Origin of the sequence: Pseudomonas mandelii (assembly GCF_900106065.1) — a bacterium.
GTDB classification, from domain to species: Bacteria; Pseudomonadota; Gammaproteobacteria; order Pseudomonadales; family Pseudomonadaceae; genus Aquipseudomonas; species Aquipseudomonas mandelii.
This window is the reverse complement of the sequence record NZ_LT629796.1, coordinates 6,085,810-6,100,241: the sequence shown is the minus strand read 5'-3', so window position 1 is coordinate 6,100,241 and position 14,432 is coordinate 6,085,810. Positions and strand designations below refer to the sequence as shown.

Sequence of the window (14,432 nt, the reverse complement as noted above, 5' to 3'; positions counted from 1 at the left end):
CGACGCCGGGAACAATGACTAGAACGTTTGTGCAGCGCTCAGCCAAATAACCCGGCTGCGATGTTGATCGAAAAACCGAGAATCGCCGTATTGAACAAAAAACCGATCAGTGATTGCGCCAGCACAATCTTGCGCATGCTCCGAGTCGCCACGCCCACATCCGAAGTCTGCACCGCCACGCCAATGGTGAAAGAGAAGTACAGAAAGTCCCAGTAATTGGGGGTTTCCAGTCCTTCGGCGAAGCGTAGTGCCAGGTCCTTGCCGTCCCAGGTGTAGAACAGGCGAGCGTAATGCACGCTGAAAATCACCCCGATCAGCAGCCATGAGCCGATGACCGTCAGCGCGGTGAAGCCGTAATGCAGAAGCTTGCGGGTGGTTTCCAGGTCTTTGCTGCCGGCCAGCTCGAAGGTGATGGTCGCGAGGCTGGCAATCGCCGCGATGCACACCACAAACAACACCAACCCGGCGTTTTCGTCTTCGATCTCGGCAATACGCCTTACATCAGGCGCCTTGGCGCGGGCGGCGAGCCAGAGCATCAGGATCAAGTACGTCCAGACCCCGACATTCCAGCCAATGAGGATTTTGCTGATGATCGAATCGACTGGAGCCAGAATGCCTGCCGCGAGGCCAAGGGTGGCTGCGGCAGACAGGCGAGGGTGGGTGCGGGCGAGATAGGGCATGGGTGCTCGATGGGCCAGGGTATGCGACCACCTTAGTCCAGTGTGGTCTGTTGTGACCACACCAGAGAAAACAACCCGCTCCCGCAGGGGATATGTTGTGGGTTAGATGTCTTTATGGCGTTTGCGGACCAGCTTCATCACCACCACAAAAAACACCGGCACAAACACCACCGCCAGCGTCGCTGTGATCATCCCGCCGATCACCCCGGTGCCGATTGCTTGCTGACTCGCCGAACTGGCCCCGGTAGCAATTGCCAACGGCACCACACCCAGAATGAACGCCAGCGACGTCATCACAATCGGCCGCAACCGCAAGCGCGCGGCTTGCAGCGTGGCGTCGACCAAGTCATGCCCTTCGTCGTACAGGCTCTTGGCGAACTCGATGATCAGGATCGCGTTCTTCGCCGACAGGCCAATGATGGTGATCAGTCCGACCTTGAAGAACACGTCGTTGGGCATCCCGCGAAAGGTCACGGCCAGCACGGCGCCGAGCACACCCAGCGGCACTACCAGCAGCACCGATGTCGGAATCGACCAGCTTTCATACAGCGCCGCCAGGCAGAGGAACACGATCAACAGCGACAGCCCGAGCAGAATCGGTGCCTGACTGCCGGACAAACGTTCCTGCAAAGACAACCCGGTCCACTCCTGACCCAACCCGGCCGGGCCGAGTGCAACCAGCCGCTCGATTTCCGCCATGGCTTCGCCGGTGCTGTGGCCGGGCGCCGGCTCGCCGGAAATGCTGATCGCCGGGTAGCCGTTGTAACGGGTCAACTGCGCCGGGCCTTGGGTCCATTTCGCCTGGACGAAGGCCGACAACGGCACCATTTTTCCGCCGTCGTTACGCACGTGGATCTTCAGCAGATCGGCCACCTGGCTGCGTTGATCGCCTTCAGCCTGAACCACCACCCGTTGCATCCGCCCCTGATTGGGGAAGTCGTTGATGTAGGCCGAACCGACCGCCGTGGAGAGCACGTTGCCAATGTCGGCAAAGGACACGCCCAAAGCGTTGGCCTGTTTGCGGTCGACTTCCAGCTGCACTTGCGGTGCTTCGGCCAGCGCGCTTTCACGCACGTTCATCAGGATCGGGCTTTTCTCTGCGGCGGCGAGCAATTCGCTACGCGCTTTCATCAGCGTGGCATGACCGAGGCCGCCACGGTCCTGCAAGCGGAATTCGAAACCGCTGGAAGTGCCGAGACCGTCAACCGGCGGCGGCAGCACCGAGTAGGCCACCGCATCCTTTATCTGACTCAGGGCAATGTTGGCGCGGTCGGCAATCGAACTCGCCGAGTCGTCGCTGCCCCGGTCCGACCAATCCTTCAGCGTGGTAAATGCCAGCGCGGCGTTTTGTCCGCTGCCGGAAAAACTGAAACCGAGAATCACTGTGCTGTCGCCGACACCCGGCTCAGTGGCGTTGTGCGCTTCAACTTGTTCCACGACCTTGACCGTGCGGTTTTTGCTCGCGCCCGGTGGTAGCTGAATGTCGGTGATGGTGTAGCCCTGATCCTCAACCGGCAGAAACGAGGAGGGCAGGCGACTGAAACACAGGCCCAGACTAATCAGCAGTACGCCGTAGATCAGCAGATAACGGCCCGTGCGTTTCAGTGCATACGCCACCCAACCTTGATAACGCTCGGTCAGACGCTCGAAACCACGGTTAAACCAACCAAAGAACCCGCTCTTTTCGTGATGCTCACCCTTGGCAATCGGCTTGAGCAGCGTCGCGCACAGCGCCGGGGTCAGGGTCAGCGCAAGGAAGGCGGAGAACAGGATCGAGGTGGCCATCGACAGCGAGAACTGTCGGTAAATCACCCCGACCGAGCCCTGCATGAACGCCATCGGAATAAACACCGCCACCAGCACCAGGGTGATGCCGATGATTGCCCCGGTAATCTGCTTCATCGCCTTGCGCGTCGCCTCTTTGGGCGACAGGCCCTCGGTGGCCATGATCCGCTCGACGTTTTCCACCACCACGATGGCGTCATCCACCAGAATGCCGATGGCCAGTACCATGCCGAACATGGTCAGCACGTTGATCGAGAAGCCCAGCGCGAGCATGGTCGCAAACGTGCCCATCAGCGCCACCGGCACCACCAGCGTCGGGATCAGCGTGTAGCGGATGTTCTGCAGGAACAGGAACATCACCGCAAACACCAGCAGCATCGCCTCGCCGAGGGTGTAAACCACTTTGGTGATCGAGACTTTGACGAACGGCGAGGTGTCGTAAGGAATCTTGTATTCCACGTTCGCCGGGAAGTAGCGCGCCAGTTCATCCATCTTCGCTCGCACCAGGGTCGCGGTGCTCAGCGCATTGGCGCCTGGCGCCAACTGTACGCTGACGGCGGTGGAAGGCTTGCCGTTCAGGCGCGTGCCGAACTGATATTCCTGGCTGCCGATCTCGACCCGCGCCACGTCCTTGATGCGCACGGTGGAACCGTCAGGATTGGCCTTGAGGACGATGTCGGCGAATTCTTCCGGCGTCGACAATTGGCCTTTTACCAGAATGGTCGCGGTGATTTCCTGGGTGGTGCGCGTCGGCAAATCGCCGATGCTGCCGGCCGAGACCTGGGCGTTCTGCGCGACGATGGCGGCGTTGACGTCGCCCGGGGTCAGGTTGAAACCGATCAGCTTCTGCGGGTCGATCCAGATGCGCATCGCCCGTTCGGCGCCATACAACTGGGCTTTGCCGACGCCGTCCAGGCGCTTGATCTCGTTCATCACGTTGCGCGCCAGGTAATCACTGAGCGCCACATCGTCGAGCTTGCCGTCGCTGGAAGTCAGGGTGATCAACAACAGGAAACCGGCGGAGACTTTCTCCACCTGCAAGCCTTGCTGATTGACCGCTTGGGGCAGCCGCGACTCCACGACTTTCAGCCGGTTTTGCACGTCGACCTGGGCCATTTCCGGGTGGGTGCCCGGCTGGAAAGTGGCCTTGATGGTGGCGCTGCCGAGGCTGCTCTGGGATTCGAAATACAGCAGATGATCAGCGCCGTTGAGCTCTTCCTCGATCAGGCTGACTACGCTCTCGTCGATAGTCTGCGCCGAAGCGCCGGGGTACACGGCGTAGATTTCGATCTGCGGCGGCGCGACGTCGGGGTATTGCGCCACCGGCAACTGAGGAATGGCCAAGGCGCCGGCCAGCAGGATGAACAGGGCAACCACCCAGGCGAACACCGGGCGATCGATAAAGAACTGCGGCATAAAAAGCGTCCTGCTTACTGACCAGAAACCTGGGCAAGTGGAAGAGGGGTGTTGTCGATCTGGACTTTTTCACCGGGCTTGGCGTGTTGCAGGCCTTCGGTGACGATGCGGTCGCCGGGGTTAAGGCCGGCGGTGACGATCCAGCGATCGTTCTGTACCGCGCCCAGTTCTACCGTTTGCTGGCCGATACGCTGCTCGGCGTCGATCACCAACACCTGGGCAATGCCGGCGCTGTCACGCTGAATGGACCGCTGCGGTACGCTGATGCCTTGCTGATTGACGGCTTGTTCGAGGCGCACCCGCACGAAGCTGCCCGGCAGCAAGTCGAGGTCCGGGTTGGGGAACTCGCTGCGCACGATAATCTGGCCAGTGCCCGGGTCGACAGTGATGTCGGTGAACAGCAGCTTGCCCGGCAGCGGGTAAAGGCTGCCGTCATCTTGAATCAGCGTGGCTTTGGCCTGGCCCTGGCCCACTTCCTTCAACTGGCCGGAACGGAAGGCGCGGCGCAGGTCGTTGAGTTCGCGGGTCGATTGGGTCAGGTCGGCGTGAATCGGGTTCAGCTGCTGGATCAGTGCCAGCGGCGTGGTTTCGTTCTGCCCGACCAGCGCACCTTCGGTCACCAGCGCGCGGCCGATACGCCCGGAAATCGGTGCGGTGACGGTGGCGTAGCCGAGGTTGAGTTTCGCCCGGTCCACGGCGGCCTTGTTGGCGGCGACATCAGCAGCGGTTTGCCGGGCACTGGCCCGGGCGTTGTCGTAATCCTGGCCGCTGATGGCGTTGCCTTCGATCAACTGGGCATAACGCTGTTCCTGCAATTTGGCCTGGAACGCATTGGCTTCAGCCTTGCGCAAGGACGCTTCGGCGCTGTCGAGGTCAGCCTTGAAGGGTGCCGGGTCGATACGGAACAGCACATCGCCTTTTTTGACGTCGCTGCCTTCGCGAAAGGTGCGTTGCAACACGACGCCGGCGACCCGGGCGCGGACTTCGGCAATCCGTGGCGCGGCAATCCGCCCGCTCAGTTCACTGGTGATCGACAGGGGCCGGGCTTCGATTGTTTCGACGCGCACCGTGGCCAGAGGCGCCTGTTCTTCGGCGTTCGAGGACTTGTCACAAGCGCTCAGCGTCAATGCCAGCGCCATCAGGCTGAGCTTGGCAAGCAGGTTCTTTGACATGTAATTACCCCAATAATGACTGCCCGCATCCTACGGGGAGGCGAGGAGAGTAGCGGTGAAGCTTTGTTGGTGCTGTGTGAAATTGTGTAAGGGTTTTGCTCGCGGGCGTGCGGGGGCGTATATCCTTGGCCGCTTGAAACTTTTTGCGCCTGTCAGGCCGCCTTCGCGGGCAAGCCTCGCTCCTACCGTTAATCGCATTCCCTCGTTGGAGCGAGTATGCGCATTTCCCTGTAGGAGCGAGGCTTGCCCGCGAAGAGGCCCCAAAGGTCGCCACTGCACTTTCTGGAAACACCCATGCCCAACATCCTCCTGGTCGAAGACGACACCGCGCTCTCCGAACTGATTGCCAGCTACCTGGAACGCAATGGCTATAGCGTCAGTGTGATCAGCCGTGGCGACCATGTGCGCGAGCGGGCGCGGGTCAATCCGCCGGACCTGGTCATCCTCGACCTGATGCTGCCCGGGCTCGATGGCCTGCAAGTCTGCCGCTTGCTGCGGGCGGATTCGGCCACGCTGCCGATCCTGATGCTCACCGCTCGCGACGACAGCCACGACCAGGTGCTGGGGCTGGAAATGGGCGCCGACGACTACGTCACCAAGCCCTGCGAACCCCGCGTCTTGCTGGCCCGCGTGCGCACGCTGTTGCGCCGCAGCAGCCTCAGCGAACCGCAGACCGCCAACGACCGCATCCTCATGGGCAACTTGTGCATCGACTTGTCCGAGCGCACCGTGACTTGGCGCGATCAGTTGGTGGAGCTGTCCAGCGGTGAATACAACCTGCTGGTGGTGCTGGCCCGGCATGCTGGCGAAGTGCTGAGCCGCGACCAGATCCTGCAACGCCTGCGCGGCATCGAATTCAACGGTACCGACCGCTCGGTGGACGTGGCGATTTCCAAGTTGCGGCGCAAGTTCGACGACCACGCGGGCGAGGCGCGCAAGATCAAGACCGTGTGGGGCAAGGGCTACCTGTTCAGCCGTTCCGAGTGGGAATGCTGAGACGATGTTCAGGATCCTGTTTCGCCTCTATCTGGTGATGATCGTCTCGTACAGCGCGGCGATCTACCTGATGCCGGACTTGGTGATCAAGCTCTTCCATGAACGGTTCGTCACCTACAACCTCGATTATTCGCGCGGGCTGCAAACCCTCATCGTCAAACAGTTCCATGCCGTGCCGGAAGCTCAATGGCCAGCGTTGGCGACTGAAATGGACAAGGAGTTTGCCCCGCTGCGCATCGTTCTGACCCGCCATGACGATCCCGACTTCACCCTCCAGGAGCGCCAGCGTTTGCAGCGTGGCGAGAACGTCGTGCGCATCGGCGACTGGGGCTGGCGCACGCTCGCCGTGGCACCGCTGAATGAGCAGTCCGTTGTCGAAATGGTCGTACCGCCGGACCCGATGGACGTCAGCCTGTTGTACTGGAGCATCAACGTCCTGATCGGCGCGACCATGCTCGCCTGCCTGTTGCTGTGGCTGCGTCCGCACTGGCGCGATCTGGAACGGCTCAAAGGCACCGCCGAACGTTTCGGCAAGGGCCACCTCGGCGAACGCACGCAGATCTCCTCGCACTCCAACATTGGCAGCCTGGCCACTGTCTTCGACACCATGGCCGGCGACATCGAAAACCTGCTCAACCAGCAACGCGACTTGCTCAACGCCGTGTCCCACGAACTGCGCACACCGCTGACGCGCCTGGACTTCGGCCTGGCCCTGGCGCTGTCCGACGACTTGCCGGCTGCCAGTCGCGAGCGCCTGCTGGGGCTGGTCGCGCACATACGGGAACTGGATGAATTGGTCCTGGAACTGTTGTCCTACAGCCGACTGCAAAACCCGGCGCGGCTGCCGGAGCAGGTTGAAGTGTCGCTGGACGAGTTCATCGACAGCATTCTGGGCAGCGTCGATGAAGAATTGGAGTCGCCGGACATCGTGATCGACGTGCTGCTGCATGGGCAACTTGAACGCTTCGTGCTGGACCCGCGACTGACGGCTCGCGCGATACAGAACCTGCTGCGCAATGCCATGCGCTATTGCGAAAAGCGTATTCAGATTGGCGTAAAGGTCTGTCCGAAAGGTTGTGAAATCTGGGTCGACGACGACGGCATCGGCATTCCCGACGATGAGCGCGAGCGGATTTTTGAACCGTTCTATCGACTGGATCGCAGCCGGGATCGGGCAACGGGCGGATTTGGCCTGGGGCTGGCGATCAGTCGTCGGGCGCTGGAAGCGCAGGGTGGCACGCTGACCGTTGAGGCATCGCCGCTCGGCGGAGCGCGGTTCAAATTGTGGTTGCCGACGCTGGCCAGCACTTCGGTTTAAGGTCAGGCGCGTTTTCAGACTAAAGGTAGTCATTCAGGTTTTTAAGATGCTGTACCTGTCAGATCTGACAGTAGCGGTCATCGGCCGGGCGGTGTTGAATAAAAAGGACGTGCTCTTTTCTATCCAGCCATCGCAGCCCGGCCTACAGGGACTTTCCCATGAATACGATGACCACATTCACCCTCGACAAACCCCTCATTCCGGGAATGAAAGAACCGATTCCGGGGCCGGACGGCGTCGACGCCGGGCTGCCACTGGCGTTGACTTACCTGTATCCGGAAGGGGTCAAAGTGTTCATCGAGCCTTCGTCCCTCGCACAAGCCGGTGACACCTTCAAGCTGCAGCTCAACGGCGCAACGGTGGCCTCATTCCCCGTGATGGCGGGTGAAGAAGACAAGCGTGCGACTGTTTACGTGCAGACCCGGCACTGGACGGACGGGCTCAATACGCTCGATTGCTTGCTTGATCGCGCAGGCACCGAGATCGACGCTTCGGCGCCGTTGCAAGTGTTATTCCATGCGCAGCGCCCCGGCCTCGTGGATCAGTTTCCTGGCGAGGAAGGTCATTCGGAGCTATCGATTGAAGTCGAGTCAGAAGTGCTGGATCAAGGCGTGGACCCTGAGCGGGCGAGCGAAGGCGTTATCGTCACGCTGTCCTATCCGTTGATGAGGACGTTTGACCAGATTCGGCTCGATTGCAATTCCATTGTGCTCAACCACACGGTGACCCAGCCTGAAGTCGATCAGGGTTGGCTCGAGATGACGGTCGACGAAGCGACATTTGTTGCGGCTGGCGATAATCCGCGTTTTCGCATCAATTACACAGTGATCGATCGCGTAGGTAACGGGCCGGATGTCAACAGCCCGTACTCGGCCAGTCTGTATCTGTACGTCAACCTGAAGGGCACGTGGTATGACCCACCGATCGTCAGTGAAGACCCCGCCGATGCCGAAGACGATCCCGATACCATCGAGCTTGAAAAACTCGCGGGCAAACCGGCCACGGCGCAGGTTTACGTGCCGCGCGGTTGGTTGAAAGACGACGAAATCCACCTCACTTGCCGCTTCCGCAGCGCCGACGGATCGGAACCGGAAGACGTGTTGACGCTCATTGAAACAATCAAGAATGTCCCTTTCATGTATTCGCTGTCCGTTCCATACGATCGATTCGCCCGAGTTGCGGGCGGGACTGCCGTGTTCAGTTACACCCGCATGAGTCAGGGCAATAGGCTTGATCGTTCCATTGCGTTGAAGGTCGACGTCAAAGGCAAGGCTGTCTCCTTGCTGCAACCGCCAACGCTGGTGGGGGCGGGCACTCCACTGGACCCACTGGACTTTGTTGATGGCGTGACCGCTCGTGTGGAGTTTCTTGACGATGTTCCCGGTGATCAGGCCCGACTGTTGGCCGAAGGTACACCCGGTCTCGGCTCGCCGACGTTCGCCGCCATGGCCTTCAACAAAAACCATCGGGCGAACTTTCTGCTCAAGCCACAGATGTTGATGGCCAATCATGGTGCGGTCATGAGCCTGTCCTGGGCGTTGCTCCGCGATACTGCGGCGCAAGCCAGCGATTCACTGGATGTGACGATCAATCGAATAAATGACAAGGATCCGCGCCTGCCAAAGCCGTCGATCCCTCAATCCCTCGGCAATAAGGTGCTGGATCTCGGCTCGTTTGCGGGCCCAGTGCAGGCGCAATGCGCGCCATGGCCCGGGATAGGACTTGGGCAATTGCGTTGGTTTCGCCTGCACGGTGTTGATGTAAATGGCAACGAGTACGTCATCCCTATCGCTCAGGGCGCACCTGTCACGAATGTGGAGATAGGCGGGCTGGACAACACGGTGCCACGGGATCTGCTGCTGAAGTTCAAGCCCGGAAGCCAGCTGCAAATGGTGTTGAAAGTGGGGTTCGACGGCAAGGACGATGAAAGCGCTGCCGTGGTGTTTGCCACGCAGGAACTGACAGTATTGAACCTGCCCGCTCAGCCTCTGGAGGACTTTGACGGTGCGCCCACCCAAACGGTGCGGCACGGCGGTGTCATTGATCTGTCCAGCATGCGAATCACGTTCAAGTCGGGAGAAGGCGAGGTTGCCGTCACCCCCCGCACTGAAATTGGCGAATCGTTTCCCGGACAGGTAGAAAACCAGGTGCTGAGCATCGGTCGCGAAGCGTTTGGCGCAGCGGCGGTGAACGTGGAATTGAAACTCAAGAACAGTTATTCACGGATCAGTTTCTGGCACGTCAGCTCCAATTACGACAACAGCACCGTGTCGTATTACACCGCCGCTGGAGCCTTGCTGGGCACACAGAAACTGGGGACATCATACGGTGGTCCGGTGAATGTTTCATTTGATGCACCGGGTATCGCTCGGCTGGATTTTCACTGCCCTACGCCGGACTGGTTCTCACTCGATAATTTCAGAGTGGCTGATTAGTGTGGGGCCGAAACGGAACAGACTTGGTTATCGGTGAGTGAGCGATTGCAATTTCCAGGTAGCGTCTGCCAAGCCTGCGAAACTGCGTTCGAGTCGGGGCGCACTCGATCGCAGTCCTTGTGGGCAGGTGCCGGGGTTAACCCGGCACTTGATCCGCTGAAACCAGATCAACGCCAGCCACCTGCATCCGCTCGATCGCAGCCGCCAACGATCCGTCCAGGTCAATCGCCCGGCACGCATCCAACACCACGAACACATTGAAACCCGCTGCCCGCGCATCCAGCGCCGAGAACATCACGCAGAAATCCAGCGCCAGTCCGACCAGATAGAGCGTGTCGATGCCGCGTTCTTTCAAATAGCCGGCCAGGCCGGTGGTGGTCTTGCGATCCGCTTCCAGAAATGCCGAGTAACTGTCGATGTCCGGGTTGCAGCCCTTGCGGATGATCAGTTGCGCGTGGGGCAGGTTGAGATCCTTGTGTAACTCGGCCCCTGCCGTCGCCCGTACACAATGATCCGGCCACAGTGTTTGCGGGCCGTAAGGCAGCTCGATGACCTCGTAAGGTTCGCGATCCGGATGGCTGGACGCGAACGAGGCGTGGCCGGGTGGATGCCAGTCCTGGGCAATGATGACCTGTTTGAACCGGTCGCCCAGGCGGTTGATCAAGGGCACGATCAAGTCTCCCTCGGGCACCGGCAGTTGCCCCCCGGGGATGAAGTCGTTCTGTACGTCGATGACCAGCAAGGCTGTGCGAGAAGCGTTTGGCATGGGGAGGTTCCTCCTTGGAAAACAGACGCCAAGCATAGGGCAACTTCGCTCACGCGCTAAGTCGGCTACGCAACGATTTCGCCATGCCTTCCAGTTCCGCCGCCGGGTTATGCCCGATCAGCATCCACGCATGTTCCATGTCTGCCCAATACACCACATTCATCCTGTGCCGAATCTCATGGGAAAAATGCCGGCTACCACTGTTGGAGCGCTTGGCGCACAAGGCAATCGGACCATGTGCCGGGTCCAGATAAGTAATCTGCGCGATCGGCATGCCGTCGTATTCGAGGATCTGCGCGCGCTTCAAATCGGACCGTGGCAGGGCCAGTTTTGCAGGCGTCAGGCTCAGGCCCAGGCGCGCGTCGATGGTTCGCAGTTGCGCCCGTTGTGAGGCTTCGTCGACGGGCAAGTGTTCCAGGGTTTGTGGCACATACAGCGACATATAGTCGGCGACCAGGCCCCGCCAGTTGCTTTTCTCCTGACTCAGTTGCCAGGCAAGGAACAATCGATCCGCCACCACGCCACTCACCACCAGGCCGGCCGCCGCCGCGAGGAATCGGCGTCGATTCAGGGCCGGACGTTCAGGCGAGGGCAAAGTGTCGAGCATCGACTGCAAGCGGTGGACAGGCGCCTGTTGGGCCAGTTCGTCATAAGCCTCTTTGAACGGCAGGCTGCTGCGGGCCAGCCATTGCAGGCGCAAGTTGAGTGTCGAGTCTTCGGCGACGGCCGCGTCGATGCGGGTGCGCTGGTCGGCATCGAGCTGATCGTCGAGGTACGCCACCAGTTCCTCGTCCGAAGGTGTCGCGCGCTCGTTCATCGACGTTCTCCCGTGAAAGGGTTCGGCACTGTGTGCAGTGGCGGATATTCAGCCAGTTTCACCCGTGCGGCGGCGAGGCGGCTCATGACGGTGCCGATGGGCACTTGCAGCACCTCGGCGACTTCGCGATACGACAGGCCTTCGACATACGCCAGGTACACCGTTTCACGTTGGGCCTCGGGCAGGGCGTCGACCCGGCGGATGACCTGGGCGGCGAGCACATGGGTCTGCGCTACCGATTCTCCGTCAACCGACAACTGGCTGTCGGCATCGACCAGGCCCTGACCTTGGCGCACCCGTCGGGAGCGCACTTCGTTGAGCCAGATCGAATGCAAAATGCTCAACAGCCAGCGGTCCATGCGGGTGCCAGGTACAAACTGCCCGGCACGCTCAAGTGCCCGAACGCAGGTGGCTTGCACCAGGTCTTCGGCCACATGCCGTTGCCGGGACAGCAGCAGGCCGTAACGCCATAAACGCGTCAAATGCTGGCCCAGTTCTGTTCGTATTGCCTGATCGCTGGCGATGGCGACCTCCGTCTGTTCGGTGTGTCAGGTTTTCGATGAATCATTGATCGCTTCGGCCAGGTCCTGATATTCCTCACACGTACTGCCACAGATCGATTTGATCTGCTGCAACTGCTCTTGCGCCAGGTCCAGCCGACCTTTGATCACGTAAGCCTCGCCGAGGTATTCACGCACTTGCGCATAGTGCGGGTCGAGTTTGACCGATTGCAGGTAATAACCGATCCCTTCGTCGGTACGCCCCAGTTTACGCGTGGCATAGCCGCGGTAGTTCAGAGCCTTGGCCGTATTTGGATTCTTGAGCGTATCGAGCAGGGCCAGGGCTTCTTCGTAGCGACCGTCCTTGGCCAGGCGGTAGGCGTAATCGGTGCGGTCAGCGTCCGGGACCAGGCTGCTGGTTTGCATGACGCACTTCTGCGATTTGGTGTCGAACACCTGGCCTTTGGGGCAGTTGGGTTTGGCCGGAGCGTCATCGTCGCCATCGGCCAGGGCCAGTGAACCGGACAACGCAACGGCGAGCAACAGCGGGGCGGTGAAAACAGCAAAACGGATAGTCATGGAAAATGCTCGGCGAGTTGATTCGATTGAGTGTAAACCACGCCCCGGCCGGAGGCGGCGGCCGCAAGGGCAATTCTCATGGGGCGTTGATTGGAGAACACCGCAGGGTGAACAATTATTCATTTCTTTGGCGGGGAAAGCTCAAATCGAGGCGCTATGCTCGACAGCATTCGTTGTTGTTCAGGAGCACTGCCATGAAAGATCAGGTCCATCATTCTGCGGCTGCGGGTTACAAAACCGGGGCCGATACTTATGTTCGCGGCCGCCCGGACTACCCGCCGCAAGTGGCCGAGTGGCTGAGCGAAACCCTGGGCTTGAATGCGGGCAAAACCGTGATCGATCTGGGCGCGGGCACCGGTAAATTCACTGGGCGTCTGGTCGCGACCGGCGCGCAGGTGATTGCCGTGGAACCGGTGCCGCAGATGCTTGAGAAGTTGTCCGACGCGTTCCCCGATGTGTTGGCGGTGAGCGGCACCGCGATGGATTTGCCGCTGCCGGATGCATCGGTGGACGTGGTGGTCTGCGCGCAGGCCTTTCACTGGTTTGCCAGCACTGAAGCGCTGACCGAAATCGCCCGGGTCCTCAAACCCGGTGGCAGGCTGGGCCTGGTGTGGAACCTGCGCGATACCAAGGTGAGTTGGGTGCCGAAACTGGATGCGATCGTCAACGCGCTGGAAGGCGATACGCCGCGCTACTACACGGGAGCCTGGCGTCAGGCCTTTCCTCATCCGGCGTTCGGGCCGTTGCAAGCCCAGTATTTCAGCCATGGGCACACGGGGGCGCCGGAAGATGTGATCTTCAATCGCGTGCGCTCGACCAGTTTTATTGCGGCGTTGCCCGAGGAGCAGCGGGAGAGGGTGGATGAACAGATGCGGGCGTTGATTGCCGGGGAGCCTGACTTGCGCGGCAAGGATGTGGTGACCGTACCTTATGAAACCGTGGCGTTTGTGGCGGTGAAGGGCAGTTAGATCGGCGGTGCTGCCTTCGCGGGCAAGCCTCGCTCCTACAAAGGCACCGTATGCCCGCGAAGAGGTCAGATCAGACACTGGAGAACCCGAGGCAGTCCCGCTTTTGGCCGAACCACTGCCTTACTCCCCCACGCAATGCCTTGTTATAGTCCGGTCCTCATTTTTGCCCGGTAAAAGGATCACTGCCATGTCTCAGTACACCGCGTTCACCGTCGAACTGGCCGATAAAATCGCCCATGTGCAGATCAACCGCCCGGAAAAGATCAATTCGATGAACGCCGCGTTCTGGAGCGAGATCATCGACATTTTCCAGTGGATCGATGACACCGATGAAGCCCGGGTTGTTGTACTCAGTGGCGCCGGCAAGCACTTTTCCTCCGGCATCGACCTGATGATGCTGGCCGGGGTGGCCAATGAACTGGGCAAGGACGTCGGCCGCAATGCACGGTTGCTGCGCCGCAAGATCCTCGCTCTGCAAGCGTCGTTCAACGCCGTCGATAACTGCCGCAAGCCGGTGCTGGCGGCGATTCAGGGTTATTGCCTGGGCGGCGCCATCGACCTGATTGCCGCGTGCGACATGCGTTACGCCGCCGAGGACGCGCAATTTTCGATCAAGGAAATCGACATCGGCATGGCCGCCGACGTTGGCACTTTGCAACGTTTGCCGCGGATCATCGGTGACGGCATGCTGCGTGAACTGGCTTACACTGGTCGCACCTTTGGCGCCGAGGAAGCGCGCAACATCGGCCTGGTCAATCGCGTTTACAGCGACCAGGCCAGCCTGTTGGACGGTGTGATGGGCATTGCCCGGGAAATCGCCAGCAAGTCGCCGATCGCGGTCACCGGCACCAAAGAGATGATCAGCTACATGCGCGACCACCGCATCGACGACGGCCTCGAATACGTTGCCACCTGGAACGCCGCCATGCTGCAATCCACCGATTTGCGCGTGGCCATGGCTGCCCATATGAGCAAACAGAAACCCGAATTTCTGGACTGA

General features: G+C 60.4%; 12 protein-coding genes. 5 read left to right on the top strand and 7 right to left on the bottom strand.

The window, feature by feature from the left end; all coding sequences use genetic code 11:
- Nucleotides 1-38 precede the first annotated feature (38 nt).
- The 3 genes from BLU63_RS28270 to BLU63_RS28260 form a co-directional block, all read right to left on the bottom strand.
- A complete protein-coding gene (locus tag BLU63_RS28270; RefSeq protein WP_010459983.1) occupies nucleotides 39-680 on the bottom strand; it encodes a DUF1345 domain-containing protein in 642 nt (213 codons plus the stop codon).
- Nucleotides 681-782: 102 nt separating this feature from the next.
- A complete protein-coding gene (locus BLU63_RS28265) occupies nucleotides 783-3,881 on the bottom strand; it encodes an efflux RND transporter permease subunit (RefSeq protein ID WP_083376829.1) in 3,099 nt (1,032 codons plus the stop codon).
- 14 nt (nucleotides 3,882-3,895) lie between these two features.
- Nucleotides 3,896-5,053: an efflux RND transporter periplasmic adaptor subunit gene (locus tag BLU63_RS28260; protein ID WP_083376828.1), complete on the bottom strand. Its 1,158-nt coding sequence runs from the start codon at nucleotides 5,051-5,053 to the stop codon at nucleotides 3,896-3,898.
- A gap of 294 nt (nucleotides 5,054-5,347) precedes the next feature.
- On the opposite strand from BLU63_RS28260, the gene BLU63_RS28255 reads away from it, so the two are divergent.
- The 3 genes from BLU63_RS28255 (at nucleotide 5,348) to BLU63_RS28245 (ending at nucleotide 9,802) form a co-directional block, all read left to right on the top strand.
- Complete coding sequence (locus tag BLU63_RS28255; protein ID WP_010459989.1) at nucleotides 5,348-6,049, top strand: response regulator transcription factor; 702 nt, start codon at nucleotides 5,348-5,350, stop codon at nucleotides 6,047-6,049.
- Between the two features lie 4 nt (nucleotides 6,050-6,053).
- On the top strand, nucleotides 6,054-7,367 hold the full coding sequence (locus tag BLU63_RS28250; RefSeq protein ID WP_010459991.1) for an ATP-binding protein: 1,314 nt from the start codon (nucleotides 6,054-6,056) through the stop codon (nucleotides 7,365-7,367).
- A gap of 158 nt (nucleotides 7,368-7,525) precedes the next feature.
- A complete protein-coding gene (locus tag BLU63_RS28245) occupies nucleotides 7,526-9,802 on the top strand; it encodes a hypothetical protein (protein ID WP_144443405.1) in 2,277 nt (758 codons plus the stop codon).
- A gap of 136 nt (nucleotides 9,803-9,938) precedes the next feature.
- On the opposite strand, the gene pncA is transcribed toward BLU63_RS28245, so the two are convergent.
- From pncA to BLU63_RS28225, 4 genes are all read right to left on the bottom strand, one after another.
- Nucleotides 9,939-10,568 (bottom strand): bifunctional nicotinamidase/pyrazinamidase, encoded by a 630-nt coding sequence (gene pncA, locus BLU63_RS28240; RefSeq protein WP_083376826.1) that lies wholly within the window; start codon nucleotides 10,566-10,568, stop codon nucleotides 9,939-9,941.
- A gap of 49 nt (nucleotides 10,569-10,617) precedes the next feature.
- Nucleotides 10,618-11,385, bottom strand: a complete 768-nt coding sequence (locus BLU63_RS28235) for an anti-sigma factor family protein (RefSeq protein ID WP_083376825.1) — start codon at nucleotides 11,383-11,385, stop codon at nucleotides 10,618-10,620.
- Nucleotides 11,382-11,867 carry an RNA polymerase sigma factor gene (locus BLU63_RS28230; RefSeq protein WP_077748369.1) on the bottom strand — a complete coding sequence of 162 codons (486 nt, stop codon included), beginning with the start codon at nucleotides 11,865-11,867 and terminating at the stop codon, nucleotides 11,382-11,384. The genes BLU63_RS28235 and BLU63_RS28230 overlap by 4 nt, the downstream gene beginning before the upstream one ends.
- A gap of 66 nt (nucleotides 11,868-11,933) precedes the next feature.
- Nucleotides 11,934-12,464, bottom strand: coding sequence for a tetratricopeptide repeat protein (locus BLU63_RS28225; protein WP_083376824.1), 531 nt, complete (start codon nucleotides 12,462-12,464; stop codon nucleotides 11,934-11,936).
- Between the two features lie 194 nt (nucleotides 12,465-12,658).
- Between BLU63_RS28225 and BLU63_RS28220 the strand changes: the two genes are divergently transcribed.
- On the top strand, nucleotides 12,659-13,432 hold the full coding sequence (locus tag BLU63_RS28220; protein WP_083376823.1) for a class I SAM-dependent methyltransferase: 774 nt from the start codon (nucleotides 12,659-12,661) through the stop codon (nucleotides 13,430-13,432).
- Between the two features lie 187 nt (nucleotides 13,433-13,619).
- Entirely contained in the window at nucleotides 13,620-14,432 is an 813-nt protein-coding gene (locus BLU63_RS28215; protein WP_010460005.1) for a crotonase/enoyl-CoA hydratase family protein, read from the top strand.

Bases quoted from the DNA above. Each gene is read 5' to 3' on its own strand.
- BLU63_RS28270 (WP_010459983.1), bottom strand. From the start codon at position 680: ATGCCCTATCTCGCCCGCACCCACCCTCGCCTGTCTGCCGCAGCCACC.
- BLU63_RS28265 (WP_083376829.1), bottom strand. From the start codon at position 3,881: ATGCCGCAGTTCTTTATCGATCGCCCGGTGTTCGCCTGGGTGGTTGCC.
- BLU63_RS28260 (WP_083376828.1), bottom strand. From the start codon at position 5,053: ATGTCAAAGAACCTGCTTGCCAAGCTCAGCCTGATGGCGCTGGCATTG.
- BLU63_RS28255 (WP_010459989.1), top strand. From the start codon at position 5,348: ATGCCCAACATCCTCCTGGTCGAAGACGACACCGCGCTCTCCGAACTG.
- BLU63_RS28250 (WP_010459991.1), top strand. From the start codon at position 6,054: ATGTTCAGGATCCTGTTTCGCCTCTATCTGGTGATGATCGTCTCGTAC.
- BLU63_RS28245 (WP_144443405.1), top strand. From the start codon at position 7,526: ATGAATACGATGACCACATTCACCCTCGACAAACCCCTCATTCCGGGA.
- pncA (WP_083376826.1), bottom strand. From the start codon at position 10,568: ATGCCAAACGCTTCTCGCACAGCCTTGCTGGTCATCGACGTACAGAAC.
- BLU63_RS28235 (WP_083376825.1), bottom strand. From the start codon at position 11,385: ATGAACGAGCGCGCGACACCTTCGGACGAGGAACTGGTGGCGTACCTC.
- BLU63_RS28225 (WP_083376824.1), bottom strand. From the start codon at position 12,464: ATGACTATCCGTTTTGCTGTTTTCACCGCCCCGCTGTTGCTCGCCGTT.
- BLU63_RS28220 (WP_083376823.1), top strand. From the start codon at position 12,659: ATGAAAGATCAGGTCCATCATTCTGCGGCTGCGGGTTACAAAACCGGG.
- BLU63_RS28215 (WP_010460005.1), top strand. From the start codon at position 13,620: ATGTCTCAGTACACCGCGTTCACCGTCGAACTGGCCGATAAAATCGCC.